Annotated in this window: 18 protein-coding genes; 4 read left to right on the forward strand and 14 right to left on the reverse strand. The window is 67.9% G+C overall.

The window, feature by feature from the left end; genetic code table 11:
* The first annotated feature begins 133 nt into the window (after window positions 1-133).
* On the forward strand, window positions 134-604 hold the full coding sequence (locus ASE30_RS27695) for a surface-adhesin E family protein (protein WP_057287486.1): 471 nt from the start codon (window positions 134-136) through the stop codon (window positions 602-604).
* 28 nt (window positions 605-632) lie between these two features.
* On the opposite strand, the gene ASE30_RS27700 is transcribed toward ASE30_RS27695, so the two are convergent.
* Together ASE30_RS27700 and ASE30_RS27705 are read right to left on the reverse strand one after the other, a co-directional pair.
* A complete protein-coding gene (locus ASE30_RS27700) occupies window positions 633-1,928 on the reverse strand; it encodes an O-acetylhomoserine aminocarboxypropyltransferase/cysteine synthase family protein (protein ID WP_057287487.1) in 1,296 nt (431 codons plus the stop codon).
* Window positions 1,929-1,964: 36 nt separating this feature from the next.
* A complete protein-coding gene (locus ASE30_RS27705) occupies window positions 1,965-3,104 on the reverse strand; it encodes an aminotransferase class V-fold PLP-dependent enzyme (protein WP_057287488.1) in 1,140 nt (379 codons plus the stop codon).
* Window positions 3,105-3,273: 169 nt separating this feature from the next.
* Between ASE30_RS27705 and ASE30_RS27710 the strand changes: the two genes are divergently transcribed.
* Together ASE30_RS27710 and ASE30_RS27715 are read left to right on the forward strand one after the other, a co-directional pair.
* Window positions 3,274-4,296 carry an amino acid ABC transporter substrate-binding protein gene (locus ASE30_RS27710; RefSeq protein ID WP_057287489.1) on the forward strand — a complete coding sequence of 341 codons (1,023 nt, stop codon included), beginning with the start codon at window positions 3,274-3,276 and terminating at the stop codon, window positions 4,294-4,296.
* A 90-nt stretch (window positions 4,297-4,386) separates the two neighbouring features.
* On the forward strand, window positions 4,387-6,555 hold the full coding sequence (locus tag ASE30_RS27715; RefSeq protein WP_057287490.1) for an ABC transporter permease subunit: 2,169 nt from the start codon (window positions 4,387-4,389) through the stop codon (window positions 6,553-6,555).
* Window positions 6,556-6,580: 25 nt separating this feature from the next.
* Here the strand turns inward: ASE30_RS27715 and ASE30_RS27720 are convergent, their stop codons facing one another.
* From ASE30_RS27720 to ASE30_RS27735, 4 genes are all read right to left on the reverse strand, one after another.
* Window positions 6,581-7,012 carry an SCP2 domain-containing protein gene (locus tag ASE30_RS27720; RefSeq protein WP_057287491.1) on the reverse strand — a complete coding sequence of 144 codons (432 nt, stop codon included), beginning with the start codon at window positions 7,010-7,012 and terminating at the stop codon, window positions 6,581-6,583.
* Complete coding sequence (locus tag ASE30_RS27725) at window positions 7,009-7,902, reverse strand: U32 family peptidase (RefSeq protein ID WP_200964499.1); 894 nt, start codon at window positions 7,900-7,902, stop codon at window positions 7,009-7,011. The genes ASE30_RS27720 and ASE30_RS27725 overlap by 4 nt, the downstream gene beginning before the upstream one ends.
* Window positions 7,899-8,915: a peptidase U32 family protein gene (locus ASE30_RS27730; protein ID WP_057287492.1), complete on the reverse strand. Its 1,017-nt coding sequence runs from the start codon at window positions 8,913-8,915 to the stop codon at window positions 7,899-7,901. The genes ASE30_RS27725 and ASE30_RS27730 overlap by 4 nt, the downstream gene beginning before the upstream one ends.
* Before the next feature lie 77 nt (window positions 8,916-8,992).
* The gene (locus ASE30_RS27735) at window positions 8,993-9,400 is read right to left on the reverse strand and encodes a tautomerase family protein (RefSeq protein WP_057287493.1); all 408 of its coding nucleotides are present in this window, start codon (window positions 9,398-9,400) and stop codon (window positions 8,993-8,995) included.
* A gap of 115 nt (window positions 9,401-9,515) precedes the next feature.
* Between ASE30_RS27735 and ASE30_RS27740 the strand changes: the two genes are divergently transcribed.
* Complete coding sequence (locus ASE30_RS27740) at window positions 9,516-10,460, forward strand: LysR substrate-binding domain-containing protein (RefSeq protein ID WP_057287494.1); 945 nt, start codon at window positions 9,516-9,518, stop codon at window positions 10,458-10,460.
* Window positions 10,461-10,512: 52 nt separating this feature from the next.
* Here the strand turns inward: ASE30_RS27740 and ASE30_RS27745 are convergent, their stop codons facing one another.
* The 8 genes from ASE30_RS27745 to narJ all read right to left on the reverse strand — a co-directional run bounded on the left by ASE30_RS27745 (window position 10,513) and on the right by narJ (window position 17,511).
* Window positions 10,513-11,175: a response regulator transcription factor gene (locus ASE30_RS27745; RefSeq protein ID WP_057287495.1), complete on the reverse strand. Its 663-nt coding sequence runs from the start codon at window positions 11,173-11,175 to the stop codon at window positions 10,513-10,515.
* Between the two features lie 13 nt (window positions 11,176-11,188).
* Complete coding sequence (locus tag ASE30_RS27750; protein ID WP_057287596.1) at window positions 11,189-13,126, reverse strand: type IV pili methyl-accepting chemotaxis transducer N-terminal domain-containing protein; 1,938 nt, start codon at window positions 13,124-13,126, stop codon at window positions 11,189-11,191.
* Between the two features lie 94 nt (window positions 13,127-13,220).
* Complete coding sequence (gene mobB / locus ASE30_RS27755) at window positions 13,221-13,718, reverse strand: molybdopterin-guanine dinucleotide biosynthesis protein B (protein WP_057287496.1); 498 nt, start codon at window positions 13,716-13,718, stop codon at window positions 13,221-13,223.
* Window positions 13,715-14,380, reverse strand: a complete 666-nt coding sequence (locus ASE30_RS27760; RefSeq protein ID WP_057287497.1) for a carbonic anhydrase — start codon at window positions 14,378-14,380, stop codon at window positions 13,715-13,717. The genes mobB and ASE30_RS27760 overlap by 4 nt, the downstream gene beginning before the upstream one ends.
* Window position 14,381: 1 nt before the next feature.
* Window positions 14,382-15,380, reverse strand: a complete 999-nt coding sequence (gene moaA / locus ASE30_RS27765) for a GTP 3',8-cyclase MoaA (protein WP_057287498.1) — start codon at window positions 15,378-15,380, stop codon at window positions 14,382-14,384.
* On the reverse strand, window positions 15,377-16,138 hold the full coding sequence (locus ASE30_RS27770) for a peptidylprolyl isomerase (RefSeq protein WP_057287499.1): 762 nt from the start codon (window positions 16,136-16,138) through the stop codon (window positions 15,377-15,379). The genes moaA and ASE30_RS27770 overlap by 4 nt, the downstream gene beginning before the upstream one ends.
* Window positions 16,139-16,161: 23 nt before the next feature.
* Window positions 16,162-16,845, reverse strand: a complete 684-nt coding sequence (gene narI, locus ASE30_RS27775) for a respiratory nitrate reductase subunit gamma (protein WP_057287500.1) — start codon at window positions 16,843-16,845, stop codon at window positions 16,162-16,164.
* An 18-nt stretch (window positions 16,846-16,863) separates the two neighbouring features.
* A complete protein-coding gene (narJ, locus tag ASE30_RS27780; RefSeq protein WP_057287501.1) occupies window positions 16,864-17,511 on the reverse strand; it encodes a nitrate reductase molybdenum cofactor assembly chaperone in 648 nt (215 codons plus the stop codon).
* Window position 17,512 lies beyond the last annotated feature (1 nt).

Here is a 17,512-nt window from a genome sequence, read left to right on the forward strand (position 1 = left end):
GCCCGCGGCCAACCGTGTTTATGGAACGGACGAAACTATAGCGCGTTGCGCCGGGTTCTCTATACTGGCGTAACGCATGCTCACGTCTCATCGGACTCCCCGAACCAGACCGGCAACACACGGAAAGCCCACCATGACCGCAAGGCACGCCCCCCGCCTCATCGCCCTGGCCCTGATCGCCGCGGCGCTTTGGGGCTCTCTGGCGCACGCCGCCGACAGCATCGTGCTCGCCGTCCCGAACTGGGTGCCCGTGGATCCGCAGGCCATGCCTGGCGTGTTCTACGACAGCAATTCGATCCAGCCCGTGTCCGAGCGTCCCCCGGTGATGGCGGCGACGGTGGCCTGGTTCTATGCGCAACCCCGCGTGTCCGAAGCCAATGGCCAACCCTATGGCTCGGTCGCCCAGCCGGTCACGCTGAACTGCAGCGCCAATACCTATACGGTCACCGAAGTCCAGCACTACGCGGGCAACGACGCCACCGGCGCGATCGTGGAATCCATTCCGGTGGCGGGCATACGCAATGCGCCCGTCACCCGCGACCCGGTGCAGCGCAGGCTGCGCGAACTGATTTGTCCGGCAAACGGACAAAGCACCCGGAAGTGATCCGGGGCAGCCTGCGCGGGACCCGCCCCTAGACCTGCGCCAGGGCCTGTTCCAGATCGGCGATCAGGTCGTCGATGTGTTCGATGCCGATGGACAGGCGCACGGTTTCTTCGCGCACGCCGGCCTTTTTCAGCTCTTCGGGATTGAGCTGGCGGTGCGTGGTGGATGCCGGGTGCGTCGCCAGCGACTTGGAGTCGCCGATATTGACCAGGCGCGTGAACAATTGAAGCGCATCCTGGAAACGCGCGCCGGCGTCGCGCCCGCCCTTCACGCCGAACGTGAACAGGCCGGGGACCTTGCCGCCCAGGTATTTCTGCGCCAGCGCGTGGTCGGGATGGTCTCGCAGGCCGGCGTAGTTGACCCATTCGACCTTGGCATGCTCGCGCAGGTAGCTGGCAACCTTGACGGCGTTTTCCACGATGCGCTCCACCCGCAGCGCCAGGGTTTCGATGCCTTGCAGGATCTGGAACGAATTGAACGGCGAGATCGCCGCGCCGGTGTTGCGCAGCGGCACGACGCGGGCGCGGCCGATGTAGGCGGCCGGGCCGAAGGCTTCTGTGTAGACCACGCCGTGGTAGCTGACATCGGGTTCGTTCAGGCGCTTGAAGCGCGCCTTGTGCTCGGCCCACGGGAACTTGCCGGAGTCGATGATGGCGCCGCCCAGGCTGGTGCCGTGGCCGCCCAGGTACTTGGTCAGCGACTGCACGACGATGTCGGCGCCGTGTTCGATGGGACGCAGCAGGTACGGCGACGGCACGGTGTTGTCGACAATCAGGGGCAGGCCGTGGCGGTGGGCCAGTTCGGCAAGCGCGGCGATGTCGGTGATGTTGCCCAGCGGGTTGCCGACCGATTCCGCGAAGATGGCCTTGGTGCGGTCGTCGATCTGCGCTTCGAAGGCGGCCAGGTCGGCCGGGTCGGCAAAGCGCGTGGTGATGCCGTATTGCGGCAGCGTGTGGGCGAACAGGTTGTAGGTGCCGCCGTACAGCGTGCTGGACGAAATGATGTTGTCGCCGGCTTCGGCGATGGTCAGGATGGCGTAGGTTACGGCCGACTGGCCCGAGGCCAGCGCCAGCGCCGCGATCCCGCCCTCCAGGGCCGCCACGCGCTGTTCCAGCACGTCGGTGGTGGGGTTCATGATGCGGGTGTAGATGTTGCCCGGCACCTTGAGGTCGAAGAGGTCCGCGCCGTGCTGCGTGTCGTCAAAGGCGTACGCCACGGTCTGGTAGATCGGCACCGCCACCGCGCGCGTGGTCGGATCGGGGCGGTAGCCGCCGTGCACGGCCACGGTTTCCAGGCGCCAGTTGGGCTTCTTCGATTCTGTCATGTGTCTCTCCAAAAGATGCGTTTTCAAAAATCCGGATCAGGCGGCGAACGCACGCGCGGCGCGCAGGATGCGTTCGATGTCTGCATGATTGTTATAGGCGCCGACCGACAGGCGCACGTAACCATACTCGACTATGCTGGCCACCACCCCGGCTTCGGCCAGATGCGCCAGCGCGGCGGCGGGATCCGCGACGCGCAGCGCCGTCGTCGTGCTGCGTGCGTCGTCACCCGGCGGCGACACCACCGGCGCGCCCTGCGCGCGCAACCCATCGCTCAGGGCCTGCGACAGCTCCAGCACCCAGGGTTCTATCCGCTCGGGCCGAGCCTGTTCGATCAGGTCCAGCGCGCCCGCCCAGCCGGCAATGCCGGGATAGTTCAGGTTGCCGCTTTCGAGCCGGCGCGCGTCGCCCGCGTCGGACACGCCCACCTGCCACTGCAGGCCGGACTTGTCCAGCGTGGTCACGCCCGACGGGCCGATATGCAAGGGGTCCAGCGCATCCAGCAGCCGGGGCGACACGTGCAGCAGGCCCACGCCCAGCGGGCCGAGCATGCCCTTGTGCGCGCCGCAGGCGAATGCATCGACGTGCCATTCGTCGACCTTAGCGCGCAAGAGCCCCGCGCCCTGGATGCCATCGACGATCAGCCAGATTCCGCGCGCCGAACAACGGCGGCCAAGCTCCGCGATATCCGTGCGCAGGCCGGTGCCGTACTGCACCCACGACACCGCGATCAGCCGGGTGCGCGCATCCACGTGCTGCCACAGGTCGTCCACCGTGTAGCGGTGCGAGCGCGCCTGCGCCACCCGCACCTGCACGCCGCGGCGGCGCAGGTTCAGCCAGGGCAAGGCGTTGGTGGGATGCTCCTGGTCATCGACGACCAGGTTGTCGCCATCCTGCCAGGCCAGACCTTGCGCAACGGTGTTCAGCCCTTCGGTGGTGTTCTTGGTGAACGCCAGCCGGCGTGCATCTCCGCCGATCAGGCGGGCCAGGCGCAAGCGCAAGGCGTCGGCATCGCGCAGCCATTGAGGCTTGTCGCTGCGGGCATGGGTGATGCCATCGAAGAAGTCCGCGACCGCGCCCGCCACGCGGGGCGACAACGGGCTGGTGTAGGCGATGTTGGCGTAGGCCTTGTCGCGCGTGATGGGAAACAACTGCCTGAATTCATCCTGCCAGCTCATGCGCAACCTTGTTCGTCAGACCATTTTGGTATGCGGGCATTCTAGGTATATGACGCGCATCTGGATAAGGCTTAGTTCTTATATTGATATGACCATATAGTCGCTCGGAAAACGCAGGCCGCCCCATAGAATTCATGCCTTTCTTGCATACAACGGATACGGGAACGGCATGCGTTTGACTCATCTAATCAAGGCCGCGGGCGTGGCCGCGGCGCTGGCGGTTGCCGGCGCGTCCCAGGCAGGCACGGTGGACATCATCAAGAAGCGCGGCGAACTCGTGTGCGGCGTCAGCCAGGGATCGGCCGGCCTGTCCATCGCCGACAAGCAAGGCCGCTGGACGGGCCTGGACGCGGACCTGTGCCGCGCGCTGGCCGCCGCCGTGCTGGGCGATCCCGAGAAAACGCGCTTCGTTCCGCTCAGTTCGCAGCAACGGTTTCCGGCGCTGCAGTCCGGCGAGATCGATGTACTCAACCGCAACACCACCATCACGTCGGGCCGCGACGCGGGCCTGGGCATCGTATCCGCCGGCATCGTGTTCTACGACGGCCAGGGCTTCCTGGTGCCGCGCAAGCTGGGCGTCAAAAGCGCCGCCGAACTGGACGGCGCGCAAGTCTGCGTGCAGCCCGGCACGGTCAACGAGCAGAACCTGGTCGACTACTTCAAGAAGAACAAGCTGAGCTACCGCCCGGTCGTCATCGAAAACCTGGTGGAACTGGAACAGGCCTTCTATGCCGGACGCTGCGACGTCTACCTGTCGGATGCGTCCACGCTGGCCGCCAGCCGCGCCGCCCGCGCCAGCCAGCCGGACGATTTCGTGATCCTGCCGGAGCGCATCAACAAGTCGCCGCTGGGCCCCTTCGTGCGGCAGGACGATCCCAACTGGACGTCCATCGTGCGCTGGACGGTCAACGCGCTGGTGGCCGCCGAGGAACTGGGCATCACGTCCCAGAACGCCGACAGCCAGGCGCAAAGCGCCGACGCGCAGGTGCGGCGCCTGCTGGGCGTGGACCCCGGCATCGGCAAGAGCTTCGGCCTGGACGAAGGCTGGGCGAAGAACGCCATCAAGGCCGTGGGCAACTACGGCGAGGTCTGGGACCGCAACCTGGGCGCGGCCACGCCGCTGAAGCTGGACCGCGGCCTGAACGCGCAGTGGAACAAGGGCGGCCTGCTGTATTCGCCGCCGTTCCAATGATCCCGGGCGCTTGAGCACGCAAGCGCTTGAGCACGGCGGGCGGGCCATCGGCCCGCCTTCTCTTTTTGCACGGTCCCCGCACCGCCCATCATGACTGCCACGACTATCCCCTTCCCCGCTTCCGGTCTCTGGCGCCGCTGGCTGCCTGCCCTGGCCTGGGCGTTGGCGCTGGGCGGCATGGCCGCTGTCCTGGTGCTGCACATCGAGTCGGTGCAGGCCGCGCGCGGCATCCAGGGCGGCTTCGGTTTCCTGTTCCAGCAGGCCGGCTTCCGCATTTCGGAAAGCCTGCTGAACGTGACGCCCGAGGACCCCTATTGGATGTCGATCGCGGCCGGGCTCGTCAATACGCTGACCGTTGCGCTGGTTGCGATTCCGCTGGCAACCGCGCTGGGCATCGCCCTGGGCCTCCTGGGGCTGTCGTCGCACCCCTTGGCGGCACGCTGCGCAGCCCTGGTCATCGCGCCGCTGCGCAACACGCCCGTGCTGCTGCAGCTTTTCGTCTGGTACGGCGTGCTGCTGCGCCTGCCGGACATGCGGCAGGCGTGGTCGCCGCTGCCGTCCGTGCTGCTGTCCAACCGGGGCCTGGCCTTGCCGGCGCTGCAGGGCTGGCTGCCGTATGCCGTCGTGGCGCTGGCCGCGCTGGCGTTGGGCTGGCGCGCCCGCCGCCGTTGGGACAATGCGGCGCTCCCTGCCGCGCTGGCAGCCGCCGCGCTGGCCTGGATCTTCCTGCCCGCGGTGCAGGTCGACCTGCCCGTCAGGCGCGGCCTTGGACTGCAAGGCGGCTGGCAGCCGAGCATTGAATTCGCGGCGCTGACGATCGGGCTGGTCGTGTTCCACGCCGCCTACATCGCCGACATCGTGCGCGCCGCCGTGCGCGCCGTGCCGGTGGGGCTGGTCGAGGCCGGCCAGGCCATGGGCCTGGCTCCGTGGAAAGTCCTGCGCCTGGTGATCGCGCCCTACGCCATGCGCGTAGCCCTGCCGCCGTATGCCAACCAGTGCCTGGCGCTGGTGAAGAACAGCACGCTGGCGATCGCCATCGGCTATCAGGAGCTGATGGCCGTCATCAACACGGCCATCACGCAAACCGGGCTGGCGCTAGAGGGAATCTCGCTGGCGGTGGCCGTCTACCTGGCGCTGGCGCTGGGATTGGGCGGAAGCCTGTCGGCATGGAATGCGCGCCACACCCGCCACGGCCCGGGCGACACGCACGGCGCGCGCCTGGGCGAGCGCCCGCTGTGGAATGCCACGGGCGCGCACGCGCGGCCATGGCGCGGGCGGCTGCTGTCGGCGGGCCTGACACTGGCGCTGGCCGTTGCCGCGTGGACGCTGCTTGACTGGGCTGTGCTGCGCGCCGTCTGGCAAGGCGATCCGGCCGCCTGCGCGCAAGCCGCGGGCGCCTGCTGGGCCGCCGTGGGCGAGAACCTGCCGCTGCTGTTGTTCGGCACCATGGCCGAGGCGGATCGCGGTCCCGCGCTGACCGCCTGCGCGGCGTTGCTGGCGGGAATCGCGTTGACGCTGGGCGCGCGGCGCGTGCCGGCCGGCGTGCGCGCGGCAGGGCTGGCCGCGCTGCTGGCCATTGCCGCCGGCGCCCTGACCGGCTGGCCGTGGGGCGGCGCCCTGATCGGCCCGCAGCGCTGGGGCGGGCTGCTGGTCACGCTGATACTGGCGATCGCCGCGCTGGCGGCCGCCGTGCCGTTGGCCTTCGGGCTGGCCCTGCTGCGCCGCTCCGGCAGCCGCGCCGGATCGCTGGCCGCGGCCGGCCTGATCGAAGCGGTGCGCGGCGTGCCGCTGGTGACGCAACTACTGTTCGCGTCGTTCGTGCTACCCATGCTGCTGGGCGGCGGGGTATCCAAATTCAGCATGGCGCTGGCTGCGCTGACGCTGCACACCGCGTGCCTGCTGGCCGAAGTGCTGCGCGGCGCGCTGCAAGCGATTCCCCCTGGCCAGATGATGGCGGCGCGCGCGCTGGGCATGCGCCCCGCCGCCGCCTACGCGTCCGTCATCTGGCCGCAGGCCCGCCGCATCGCCGCGCCGGCCGCCCTGGGCGTGTTCGTGGGCGCGGTCAAGGACACCTCGCTGGTCAGCATCATCGGCGTGTTCGACGTGCTGGGCGCGGCCAAGGCGGTGGTGGCCGGCACCGCCTGGCGGCCCTACCATGTGGAGGTCTATCTGGCCGTGGCGCTGCTGTACTTCGCGGCCAGCCTGGCCTTGTCGCGCGTGGCGCGCAGGATGGAAAGCCGCGGCGGCGGACGCGCCTAGCGCGCCGCCGGCGAAAGGCCGTTGCCTATCCGCCCGCGCCGCTCATCCGCTGCAGCCACGCCGGCCGGGGCGACGCGTCCAGCCAGTTCTTCACGATCAGCCCCAGCTCGGTATCGCCGGATATGCGCAGGCGGCGCTGGAAGAACAAGGTGTCGGCATCGGTCTCGGCGCGCATCAGCGCCAGGAACTCGGCCAGCTTGGCGCCCAGTTCCAGCTCGGCGGGGCCACGGTTCCAGGCCGGGCGAAACGCCCCGTCCCGCACGACAAAGCTGCTGCGCAGTCCCAGATCCTCTACCGTGATGGCGAAGCTGCGCCCCTCCAGTTCAGCGGGGGGCTCCAGCCACTTGAGCCGGCGCGCCAGCTCCAGTCCCGCCACGAAGTGCAAGGACACCAGCGGCGCCGGTACGCGCCGGCCCACCTTGGCGACCAGCGAGGGCAGATTCAGCGCGGCGCTCATGCGGCGGCCTCCTGCAGGCCGATGCCTGCCTGCCCGTAGTAGTAGCCGTTGCAGCGGCCGATGCCGTCGGGTGGCGACACGGCCAGCGGCTTGCCGCCGCGCCGCGTGGCGTCCAGCGCGGCAATGGCTTCCAGCGTGCCCGCCGATTGAGGGCTGACGCGCAGCACCTCCACGCCCATGCCCGCCAGTTCCGGCGCCTCGGCCAGCAGGTCCAGACAGGCCGCGGACTGCACCTGGATACCGTTGATGCCCAGGAACTCGCGCGATTCACGCGTACGCATGTCCAGCCCGTCCGGATGTTCGATGCAGCGGAACCCGCAATCGTCTTTCTTCAGGCGGAAATGCCGCGCCGTGAAGCAGCGTGCCGAAAACGCCAGCGCCATCCTGCCCCACACCATGACCTCGGCCTGCATGCCGGCCGGGCGTTCGCGCAGCAGGCGCGCAAGGGTCGTGCCGTCCATTTCCAGCGGTGCGACGAAGCGCGCGGCCCCGCGGCTCGCCAGCCAGGCCAGCGTGCCGCCGTGATAGGCGTTGACGTGCGGTCCGGCCACGAACGCGCGGCCGCTCAAATGGCGCACCGCGCCAAGTTCGCCCGCCTCGACCATGAAATCCTGCTGCTCGCACAGCTTCTTCAGTGCGCTGGCCTCGGCGCCGGTTTCGATCAGGGTGCGGCCCGACAGCACGACGGTCTTGCCCATGGCCCGCAGATCGCGGGCCAGTTCCAGCCAATCCTCGGCGCGCAGTTCGTGCCGGCGGCTGCAGACCGTTTCGCCCACGTAGATGATGTCCGCCGGGCTCTCCGCCAGGGCGGCGTAGAAGTCCATCGTGCGCTGGCGCGGCCAGTAATAGAGCAAGGGGCCGACTGAAATCTGGAATGGGATGGGGTTCATTTCCATGGACGTTCGAAAGCGCCTTGAGTGACTTGGGAACCCTCGGCATGGCGCGCCAGCATGGCGTTCCATTCGGGGCGCGGAGAGAAGCGCGCGGCGTCCGCGTGCGCGCTGTCCAGCGCGGCGCGCAAGGTGGACACCACCTGGGTGACGTAGGCCGGGCTGCGCTGGCGTCCTTCGATCTTGATGGCGGACACGCCCATTTGCGCCAGGCGCGGCAACAGGCCGATGGCGTTCAGGCTGGTGGGTTCCTCCAGCGCGTGGTCCGCCTGCCCGTCCACTTCGAAGCGGCCCTTACACAGCGTCGGATACGCGGCGGGCTCGCCGGGCTCGTAGCGGTCGATCAAAATTCCCGAAAGCCGCGCGTCCATGCGGCCGTCCTCTTCGACCCAGCGCACCGCGTGCGCGGGCGAACAGACGCCCTTGTTGTTGGGGGAATCGCCGGTGGCGTACGAGGACAGCAGGCAACGCCCTTCGGCCATGACGCACAGGCTGCCGAAGCCGAACACCTCGACCTCGACGCTGACGTTGCCGCAGATGCGGGCGACCTCGGCCAGCGTCAGCACGCGGGGCAGCACCACGCGGCGGATGCCGAACTGTTCCTTCATCAGTTCGATGGCGTCGGCGTGGGTGGCGGAACCCTGCACGGACAAGTGCAAGCGCAGATCGGGGTAGCGGTCGCTGGCGTAGGCCAGCAGGCCCGGGTCCGCCATGATGACGGCGTCAGCGCCCAGGTCGTGCGCGGCGTCGACCGCGGCGCGCCATTCCTGCACCCTGCCCGCCTGCACGAAGGTGTTGATCGCGAACAGCACATGGCGGTTGCGCTGGTGCGCGAGTTCGACGCCTGCGCGGATGTCCGCTTCGGTGAAATTGAGCCCGGCGAAATTGCGGGCGTTCGTGGCGTTCTTGAGCCCGAGATAGACGGTGTCGGCGCCCGCCTCTATCGCTGCTTTCAAGGCGGCAAGGCTGCCGGCCGGGGCCACGAGCTCCATGGGAGAGGTTCGATTTTCCATGACGGCCAGTCTAGGGGCCGGCCGGCCTCGGGGCCTTGTCGAAGATCAAACTGCGCGGGGCGCGCGCGTTTGACCGGTCAGCGATCCGCGCCTGGCTGTTGCGCTAGCGCCATGGCGAATCTGCCCTCGCCGACCGACCAGTCCGAGTAATCGTTCTCATGCATGAAGATGAACACGTCCTTGGGCGCCACCCCGGCATTCGATTCAAGGTTGCGCGCAAGGCTGGCATAGAGTTCTCGCTTCATGGCGTCGCTGCGCCCGCGCCGCAGCGTGATCTCGACCACCACCACGCGATCCGAGCGGGCGATGCCATTGAATGTCCGGCTGCACCAGAATTGCGACGATTCATACTCGGCCACCATATTGAAGAGTTCATCCTCCGGCATCCCGATGCTCTCCACCAACGCTCGATGGATGCCATCGACGATGCCCTGCCGCTGTTGCTGGCTGGTGTCTTTATGCACGCTGGTCCGGATGAAAGGCATGTGATTTTTCCTCGACATTGAAATTCATGGCTTAATCGGTGATGTGCATTTTGCCGGCTTGATATACCCAGAGGAATCGATATTTCCTGCTTTCCTATTTGCCTAAAACTCACATATGAAACGACATCTCCCGCCATTGAACGCGTTGCGTGCCTTCGAGGCCGCCGCGCGGCTGGGCAGGATGACGGCCGCCGCCGATGAGCTGGCCGTTACGCCGGGCGCAATCAGCCGCCAGGTCCTGCTGCTTGAATCAAGAATGGGAGTTCGGCTGTTCGAGGGGTCCAAGAGCAAGCCTCAATTGACCGCCGCGGGACAGATATTGCTTCCCGCCCTGTCTTCGGCTCTGGATCAGATCGAAGCCGCCGTGCGCGCCGTAAGTGACATAGACCATGGAACGCTGGACGTTTCATGTTTCAGCACCTTCACGGTCAAATGGTTGATTCCACGCCTGTACCATTTCAACGCGCTGCATCCCGACATCGAAGTCAGGCTCAGCGCGGCCGAGCGGTCCGCCGATATCGACCGCGAGCGCTACGACCTGGTCATCGCGGTCGATGAAGCGACGCACGCGGACCACGCCGAGACGCTGCCGCTATTCCCCGAATGGCTGGGCCTGGTGCTGGCGCCGTCGCTGGCGGTGCGCATCAAGCTGCGAAAACCGGCGGATGTGGCCCGCAAACCGCTGCTGCATACGAAAACCCGCTCGAACGCTTGGGAGATGTGGAGCAATTCCGTTGGGTACAGCCTCCCCCACGCGCCCGGTCCGGAGTTTGAGCACTATTACTTCACGATCGAGGCTGCGATCGGAGGCCTGGGAATCTGCGTTGCGCCCTGGCACCTGGTCATCGACGATATCCGGAACGGCCGTCTGATCGCGCCCCTTGGATTCCAGCCCAGCGGATACCAGTATGTGGCCAAACGGCTGCGCCATCCCAACAAGCGCTTGGATGAATTCTGCGCCTGGCTGCTGCGTCAGGCGCAGGAGACGCCGTCACCGCAGGACCGCATCGATTGGTCCACGGGCGTGGGCAGAACCGGCATGCGGTCCAGCCCGCCCTGAAAACGCAGGGCCGGCGTCCGGCATTCCAGGACGCCGCGCGGGAAGCGCCGCCCTATTCCTCGGTGTACAGCCCGCGCTCCACCGCATACACGGCGACCTGCACCCGGCTGGTCAGGTTCAGTTTCTTCAGCACGTTCTGCACATGGATCTTGACCGTGCTTTCGCTGACGTCCAGTTCCCGGGCGATGACCTTGTTGCTGGCGCCGCGCGCCAGCCATTGCACGATCTGGGTCTCTCTTGCGGTCAGGCGGTGGCGTTCGGCGCTGCCGGGCGGCTGCGGGGCCTGGTTGGCCTGCCCGCGGAACTGTTCCACCAGCTTGGCCGTCATGCTGTCGGCGATCACGGCCTCGCCACCGGCCGCGCGGCGGATGGCGGAGACCAGGGCGTCGGCGTCGATGTTCTTCACCAGATAGCCTCGGGCGCCGTCGCGCAGCGCCTGGCCGAGTTCGTCGGCTTCTTCCGACACCGTCAGGATGATGACCGCGCAGGACGGCAGGTCCTGGGTCAGCAGCTGCAGCGTTTCCAGCCCGGACAGCCCCGGCAGGTTCAGGTCCAGCAGCACCACGTCGGGCTTGAGTTCCTTGGCGCGCTTCAGGCCTTCGACCCCGTCGCCCGCCTCGGCCACGACCTCGAAGTCGGGCTGGCGCTGCAGCAGCAGGCGGACCCCTGATCGGAACAGGGTGTGGTCGTCGACGAGCAGGATACGGATGGGCATGATGTGAAAAATGTCAGGCGGCCTGGCGTTCGCTGCCGGGCAGGGTCAGGGCGACGCGGGTGCCGGCGCCGGGCTGCGATTCGAGTTTGATCAGGGCGTGCATGCGGGCCGCGCGTTCCCGCATGATGTGCAGTCCCACATGGGACTCGCCGCGTTCAGCGACGTCGGCCGGGTCGTAGCCCTGGCCGTTGTCGGCGATCAACAGCGTGAAGTCGCGGTCGTTGGCCACCGCGATGCGCACGCGGCTGGCCTCGGAATGCTTGCGCACATTGGACAGCGCCTCTTGCAGGATGAACAGCACCTGCAGTTGCTGCTCGGGCGGCAGCGGCGCGCCCTCGCCCTGGCTGAACTGCAGATCGGTATCGATGCTGGTCTGGCGGCGGAACCGGGCCACGGTGTCTTCGATGGCGGCTTGCAGGTCGCCCTGGGACAGCTTGCTGCGGAAGTTGGTCAGCAGCTCGCGCACATCCTGGTAGCTTTCATCCACGCCCGTGCGCAGGAGCGGCAGGATCTCGCTGATCTCGTCTTCGTCGCCGCGCTTGATCGCGGCGTCGAGCATCTGCAATTGCAGATTCAGGAAGTTCAGCCCTTGCGCCAGGCTGTCGTGCAGGCCCTGGGCCACCAGGCCCCGCTCCTGCACCACGGCAAGCTGCCGGGCCTGCGCGCTCAGGCGCCGGTTGTCCAGCGCCACGCCCAGATGCTGGCCCAGCGTTTCCAGCAGCTGCGAATCCGACGCCAGCAGGCGGCGCTGGCGCCGGAAATGCAGGGAATAAGAGCCCAGGACCTCGTCACGGGTGACGATGCGGAACACCGCCACGCTGGCAAAGCCTTCGCGCTGGCAGCTCAGATCCATTTCCGGCGGCGTCTGGCGGAAGTCCTGGATGACGATGACCCCCGCCTGGCGGGTGGCGACGCCGCAATAGCAGTCGTCCACCTTCATGCAGTGCTCGGCTTCGACGAGTTCGTCGGACAGCCCCACCGACACCACCAGGTTGAGCTTTTCGTTGTTGGGATCGAGCGCGCGGATGCTGCCGGCGTCGGCATCGAACTGCAGCATGACGCGGCGCAGGAAGCCGTCGCACATCGCCTCGATCTCGTTGGGCTGGTTCAGGAAGGCCGCCATGTCGTACAGCGCCCCGATGTCGCGGTTCTGCGCGGCCAACTGGGCGGTCTTGAGCTCCACCCGCTGCTCCAGGCTGGTGTACAGGTCTTGCAGCTCATCCGCCATGCGGTTGTAGCCCCGCGCCAGCACGCCGAACTCGTCCTTGCTTTCCACCGGCAGCCGGGTGCTGAACTCGCGGTCGGCCATGCGCTGCAGGCCGTCGCGCAGGCGCAGGACCGGCGAAATGATCCACAGATACAGCAGGTAGATCATCGCGAGCGTGCCCGCGCTGGCGATGGCGGCAAGCACGCCCTGCGACAGGCGCAGCGACGTCGTCTTGCCGGCATTGTCCTGTTCGATCATGCGCACCAGCGTGTCCGCCTTGGCGACAAAGTCCGGCAGGGTTTCCAGGTAGGTGGCGGCATCGGGTTGCGTGAGCGCGCGCAGCGCCGCCGGCTTCATGATGTCGCGCCAGTAGGCGGACACGTCGTGCCATTGGGCGCGGATGGCCTCGTCGTTGGGGATGAACAGCGGACGGGCCGGATTGCCGCGCGCCAGGCGCGCGATGGTCTCGTCCAGGATCATGATCTGCTCGTTGGTGCGGACCTCGCGCCCCGCCTGCGGCCGCATCAGTTCCACCGCCACCCGGTTGGCCCGCATGCGCAGGCTGCCGGTGTCGTTGATGGCCGCGCCCGCGCCTTCGAGCTGCCAGGACAGCCAGAGCGTCCAGCTCACCATGGCCAGCACCACCACCAGCGCCAGCAGCGAACTGGCCACGATGCGGGTGGACAGGCGGTGCCTGGGCGACGGCAGTCCGTCGGGGTCGGCGGTGGAATCGGTGGACGTCATCAATCTCGGGGCTTGGCGGGCATATCGGGTATCAGTGTAGTCGGTTCCCGCCGGCATCCCGCCGCCGGCGCCCTGCGCGCCCAGGCGCGCGCGTTCAGCCCAGCCCAAGGCTGCGGCACACAAATTCCACGACCTGCGCGGGGTCGTTCAGCGGCAGGCATGGCACGCCAGCATCCAGCGGCGCGTCGGTCACGACCGCCAGAAAACCGCCGTCCTCGGCGTGCAGCGGCGGTTTGCCCAGCGCCGGGCGGTAGACCTCGATGCGCGGAATCGCGGCCTGCTTGAAGCCTTCGACCAGCACCAGGTCGGCCGGCGTCAGGCGGGCGAGCTGCGCATCGAGCGAGGGCTCGGGCGCATCGCGCAGTTCGTGCACGATCGCATAGCGGTAAGGCGACGCCACCATCACTTCCTGAGCCCCCGCAAGGCGGAAGCGCGCGCTGTCCTTGCCGGGCGGCTCCATCTGGAAGTCATGGTGGCTGTGCTTGATGACGTTGACCCGCAGGCCGCGCGCGCCCAGCAGCGGCAGCATCGCCTCGATCAGGGTGGTTTTGCCGCTGCCGGAGCGGCCGGCGATACCGAATACTGGGGTCATATGAGGGCTTGTTCCGTCAGCAAGGGACACACGATGGGCAAAAAAGTGTCCGCCCGCGGCGAGTATGCCAGCAAAGCGCCCGCCACCAGGTCGAAGTACCAGCCGTGCAGGGTCAGGCCTCCCGCCTCGACCGCCCGCCGGACAAACGGCAGGTCTTCCAGGTTGCGCAGCGAGATCAGGATGGATGCCTGCTCGCAGGCGCGGCGGCGCTCGGCGTCCGACGCTGCCGGCATCTGCCGCAGCACGCGTTCGCGCGCCGGTTCGGCGATGTCCATCCAGCGCTCCAGGTAATCGGTTTCGCCGTCGCCGCGGATGCGCCGTTCCATCAGCGCCCGGATGCCGCCGCACTGCGCATGGCCCAGCACGATGATGCGGCTGACCTGAAGCTGCTCGACCGCGAACTGGATCGCGGCCAGCACGCCCTGCAGGCCCCGGTCCTTGCTGGCCGGCGGCACCAGATTCGCCACATTGCGCACGGTGAAGATATCGCCGGGGTCGCAACCCAGCAGCATGGCGGGATCCACCCGCGAATCGCAGCAGCCGATCAGCAAGGTGCTGGGATGCTGCCCGTCGCGCAGGTTGCGGTACAGGGACGGCGCGTCCTCGTAATACTGCTGCTGAAAGCGCTGGAAGCCGTCGATAAGGCGTTCGATGTCGCCCATGTCAGCCTCCCGTCTGCGCCATGAAGCGCACAATGCGTTCCGGGCGGCTGACAAAATCATGGCGTTCCGGCTTGGCGGCGATGCCCGCAAGAATCGCCTGTGTCAGGTCGGCGTCGCTGGCCCCGGCGCGCAGCAGGCGGCCCAGCGGCACCTGGTCTTCCTGGCCCAGGCACAGGTACAGGGTGCCGTCCACCCCCAGCCTGACGCGGTTGCAGCTTGCACAGAAGTGGCGCGACATCGGGGTGATCACGCCCAGCACCGGCGCGCCGTGGCCGGCGGTCCAGTAGCGGGCCGGGCCGTTGCCCGTCCCCGCCAAGGCGGGCAGCAGGCCGGCCTCGGCCGCCAGCCGCGCGCCCATGGCGTTCAGGTCGGTATGCGAAAAGCCCCGGCCGCATTCGCCCATGGGCATGGGTTCGATCAGCCGCAGCACGAAGCCCTGCTCCACCGCGTAGGACAGCAGGCGCCGGACCTCGGCCTCGGGCGTGGCGGCATGCACCACGCTGTTGAGCTTGATCGGCGCGAAGCCGGCCTGCCGGGCGGCGGCCAACCCGGCCAGCACGGCGTCCAGGCAGTCGCGCCCGGTGATCTGGCTGAACGCCGCGGCGTCCAGCGTGTCCAGGCTGATGTTCAGGCGGCTGACGCCCGCCGCGCGCAGCGCTTGCGCATGGCGGACAAGTTGCGTCGCGTTGGTGGACACGGACAGGTCGCGCAGGCCGCGCATGGCGGCGATGGCGCCTGCCAGCCCGCTCACGCCACGCCGCAGCAGTGGCTCGCCGCCCGTGAGCCTGACCTTGCTGACGCCCAGGCCCACGAACAGCCCGACCAGCCGGGCCATTTCGTCATGGCTCATCCAGTTGGCCGGGGTTTCGAAGCCCTTGAAATCCTTGGGCAGGCAATAGCTGCAACGCAGGTCGCAGCGGTCCGTGACGGACACGCGCAGGTAATCGATGCGGCGCCCGAAACCGTCCTTCAGTGGTCCCGCAGCCGGCTCGTCCATCATGCGGCGCTCCCGCCGAAGACGCGCTCCGGCTCGCCGTCGTCCAGGTCGATGCCCTGGATGTCGGCGCGGCCGACCAGCAGCTTGGTGTACTGGCGCCACGCGGTGTCGCGGCTGACGGACGACAGCGCCATGGCGATCTGCTGCGCCACCTGCTCGTAGGGCAGCAGGCGGCCTTCGATGCGGCGCGTGACCCGCACGATGTGCAGGCCGTGGCGCGTCTGCAGCAACTGGGGCAGCAGGCCGCCCGAGGGCAACGCGAACACGGCGCGCTCGAATTCCGGCACGGTGTCGCCCCGGCCAAGCTGGCCCAGGCTGCCGCCCACGGCGGCCGACGGGCAGTTGGACTGTTCGCGCGCCACCTCGGCAAAGCGCGACGGGTCCGCCAGCAGCTCGGCCAGCACGACGTTGGCATGGGCCCGCAGCATGTCCAGGTTCACGCCCGGCGTGACCTGGAACAGGATGTGGTCCGCCTCGATCAGTTCACCCACCATGAAGCGCTGCGGGTGCATCTGATAGAAGCGGCGGCAGGCCGGCTCGTCGGCCTGCGGCGCGGGCGCCTCGCGGCCCAGCAAGGCGCCGATGGCGCCCTCCTCGTCCTCGGCGTCCAGGCCCTTGCGGCGGGCCTCGTCCAGCAGCACCCGGCGCAGCACCAGCGCCGTGATGGCGTGGCGCATGGGGTTGCTGGCCTGCGCATGCAGGGGCAATTCACGTTCCAGATCCGCGTCGCTCAGTTCGACGCCATTGACGATGACAGGCATGTTCGGCTCCAGGGGTCGAAGAATCAGCGCGGACGGACAAGCTGCCAGGCGCGGCCCAGATAGCCGACCGACGCGAAGCCGCTCCAGACGTGGACCAGCCGCGTGAACGGGAAGATCACGAAGAGCGTCAGGCCCATGAACAGGTGCGCCTTGAACAGCAGCGGCACGCCGGCGATATGGCTGGCGGCGTCGCCCTGGAAGGTGACGATGTGCTGCGCCCAGGTCATCAGGCGCACCATCATCTCGCCGTCCATGTGGCCGGCCGACAGCACGATGGTGGACAGGCCCAGCAGCAAGGTGACCAGGATCCACAGCAGCAGCAGCTTGTCGCCGGGGCGCGTGGCGCGGGCGATGCGCGGATCGCTCAGGCGGCGGTGGATCAGGATCAGCAGGCCGATCAGGCACAGGCCGCCCATGACGCCGCCGGCCACCATGGCGACCGTCTGCTTCAGGGTGTGCGACACGCCCAGCGTGTCCCACACGATGACCGGCGTGAGCAGCCCGGCCAGATGGCCGAAGAACAGGCCCAGGATGCCGATGTGGAACAGGATATTGCCCAGCCGAAGCTGGCCGCGATGCAGCAGTTGCGAGCTGTCGGTCTTCCAGGTGTATTGCTCGCGCTCAAAGCGCGCCAGGCTGCCCAGCAGGAAAACCGTCAGCGCGATGTAGGGATAGATGCCGAAAAGAAACTGATTCAGGGAGTTCATGATGCGTCGTCCTGAGCATTAATGGGTCGCGGGCGCACGGGGATAGAAGCGCACGGTCTGCGCCCCGTCTCCCGAGAATGGCCGCAGCAGCGGTTCCACGCCGTCCTGACCGATGCCGAAGGTTTCCATCGCTTCGTCCATGTCTCGCACCGGGGCGTCGGTCTGTTCGCGCGGAATCACGCGGGACTGGGCGCGCAGCACCGCGAAGATGCAGGCGTAGGGGCTTTCGCCCTTCGCCAGGCGCGAGCCGATGGCGGCCAGCACATGGATGGCCTCGTCCAGCAGTTCCTGGGCCTGATCGGGGTCGATGACCCCCAGGAACTCCAGGAACAGCGGCACGTGGTCCGGCAGTTCCGAGACGACGGGTTCAAAGCCCTGCTCGCGATAGGTTTCCAGCAGGTCCACCATGGCCTGGCCGCGGTCGCGGCTTTCGCCGTGCACGTGTTCGAACAGGTGCAGCGAATGCGCGCGGTTGCGGTCAAACGTGGCGACGTAGTTTTCCTGCAGGGGAATCAGGTCGTTCGCGGCCAGATAGCCGATCAGGGGCTGCAGGGTTTCCTCGGCGTCCGGGTAGGCGGCCAGGGCCTCCTCGACTTCACCCAGGTAGTCCAGCAGCTCGGGCTCGGGGTAGCAGAGCAAGGCGGAAAGCAGGCGGTACAAGCTCATG

This window comes from Achromobacter sp. Root83 (assembly GCF_001428845.1).
GTDB lineage: Bacteria > Pseudomonadota > Gammaproteobacteria > Burkholderiales > Burkholderiaceae_B > Achromobacter.

Bases quoted from the DNA above. Each gene is read 5' to 3' on its own strand.
- narI (WP_057287500.1), bottom strand. From the start codon at position 16,845: ATGAACTCCCTGAATCAGTTTCTTTTCGGCATCTATCCCTACATCGCG.
- ASE30_RS27715 (WP_057287490.1), top strand. From the start codon at position 4,387: ATGACTGCCACGACTATCCCCTTCCCCGCTTCCGGTCTCTGGCGCCGC.
- ASE30_RS27745 (WP_057287495.1), bottom strand. From the start codon at position 11,175: ATGCCCATCCGTATCCTGCTCGTCGACGACCACACCCTGTTCCGATCA.
- ASE30_RS27770 (WP_057287499.1), bottom strand. From the start codon at position 16,138: ATGCCTGTCATCGTCAATGGCGTCGAACTGAGCGACGCGGATCTGGAA.
- narJ (WP_057287501.1), bottom strand. From the start codon at position 17,511: ATGAGCTTGTACCGCCTGCTTTCCGCCTTGCTCTGCTACCCCGAGCCC.
- ASE30_RS27695 (WP_057287486.1), top strand. From the start codon at position 134: ATGACCGCAAGGCACGCCCCCCGCCTCATCGCCCTGGCCCTGATCGCC.
- mobB (WP_057287496.1), bottom strand. From the start codon at position 13,718: ATGACCCCAGTATTCGGTATCGCCGGCCGCTCCGGCAGCGGCAAAACC.
- ASE30_RS27710 (WP_057287489.1), top strand. From the start codon at position 3,274: ATGCGTTTGACTCATCTAATCAAGGCCGCGGGCGTGGCCGCGGCGCTG.
- ASE30_RS27705 (WP_057287488.1), bottom strand. From the start codon at position 3,104: ATGAGCTGGCAGGATGAATTCAGGCAGTTGTTTCCCATCACGCGCGAC.
- ASE30_RS27725 (WP_200964499.1), bottom strand. From the start codon at position 7,902: ATGAACCCCATCCCATTCCAGATTTCAGTCGGCCCCTTGCTCTATTAC.
- ASE30_RS27735 (WP_057287493.1), bottom strand. From the start codon at position 9,400: ATGCCTTTCATCCGGACCAGCGTGCATAAAGACACCAGCCAGCAACAG.
- ASE30_RS27700 (WP_057287487.1), bottom strand. From the start codon at position 1,928: ATGACAGAATCGAAGAAGCCCAACTGGCGCCTGGAAACCGTGGCCGTG.
- ASE30_RS27730 (WP_057287492.1), bottom strand. From the start codon at position 8,915: ATGGAAAATCGAACCTCTCCCATGGAGCTCGTGGCCCCGGCCGGCAGC.
- ASE30_RS27760 (WP_057287497.1), bottom strand. From the start codon at position 14,380: ATGGGCGACATCGAACGCCTTATCGACGGCTTCCAGCGCTTTCAGCAG.
- moaA (WP_057287498.1), bottom strand. From the start codon at position 15,380: ATGATGGACGAGCCGGCTGCGGGACCACTGAAGGACGGTTTCGGGCGC.
- ASE30_RS27740 (WP_057287494.1), top strand. From the start codon at position 9,516: ATGAAACGACATCTCCCGCCATTGAACGCGTTGCGTGCCTTCGAGGCC.
- ASE30_RS27720 (WP_057287491.1), bottom strand. From the start codon at position 7,012: ATGAGCGCCGCGCTGAATCTGCCCTCGCTGGTCGCCAAGGTGGGCCGG.
- ASE30_RS27750 (WP_057287596.1), bottom strand. From the start codon at position 13,126: ATGACGTCCACCGATTCCACCGCCGACCCCGACGGACTGCCGTCGCCC.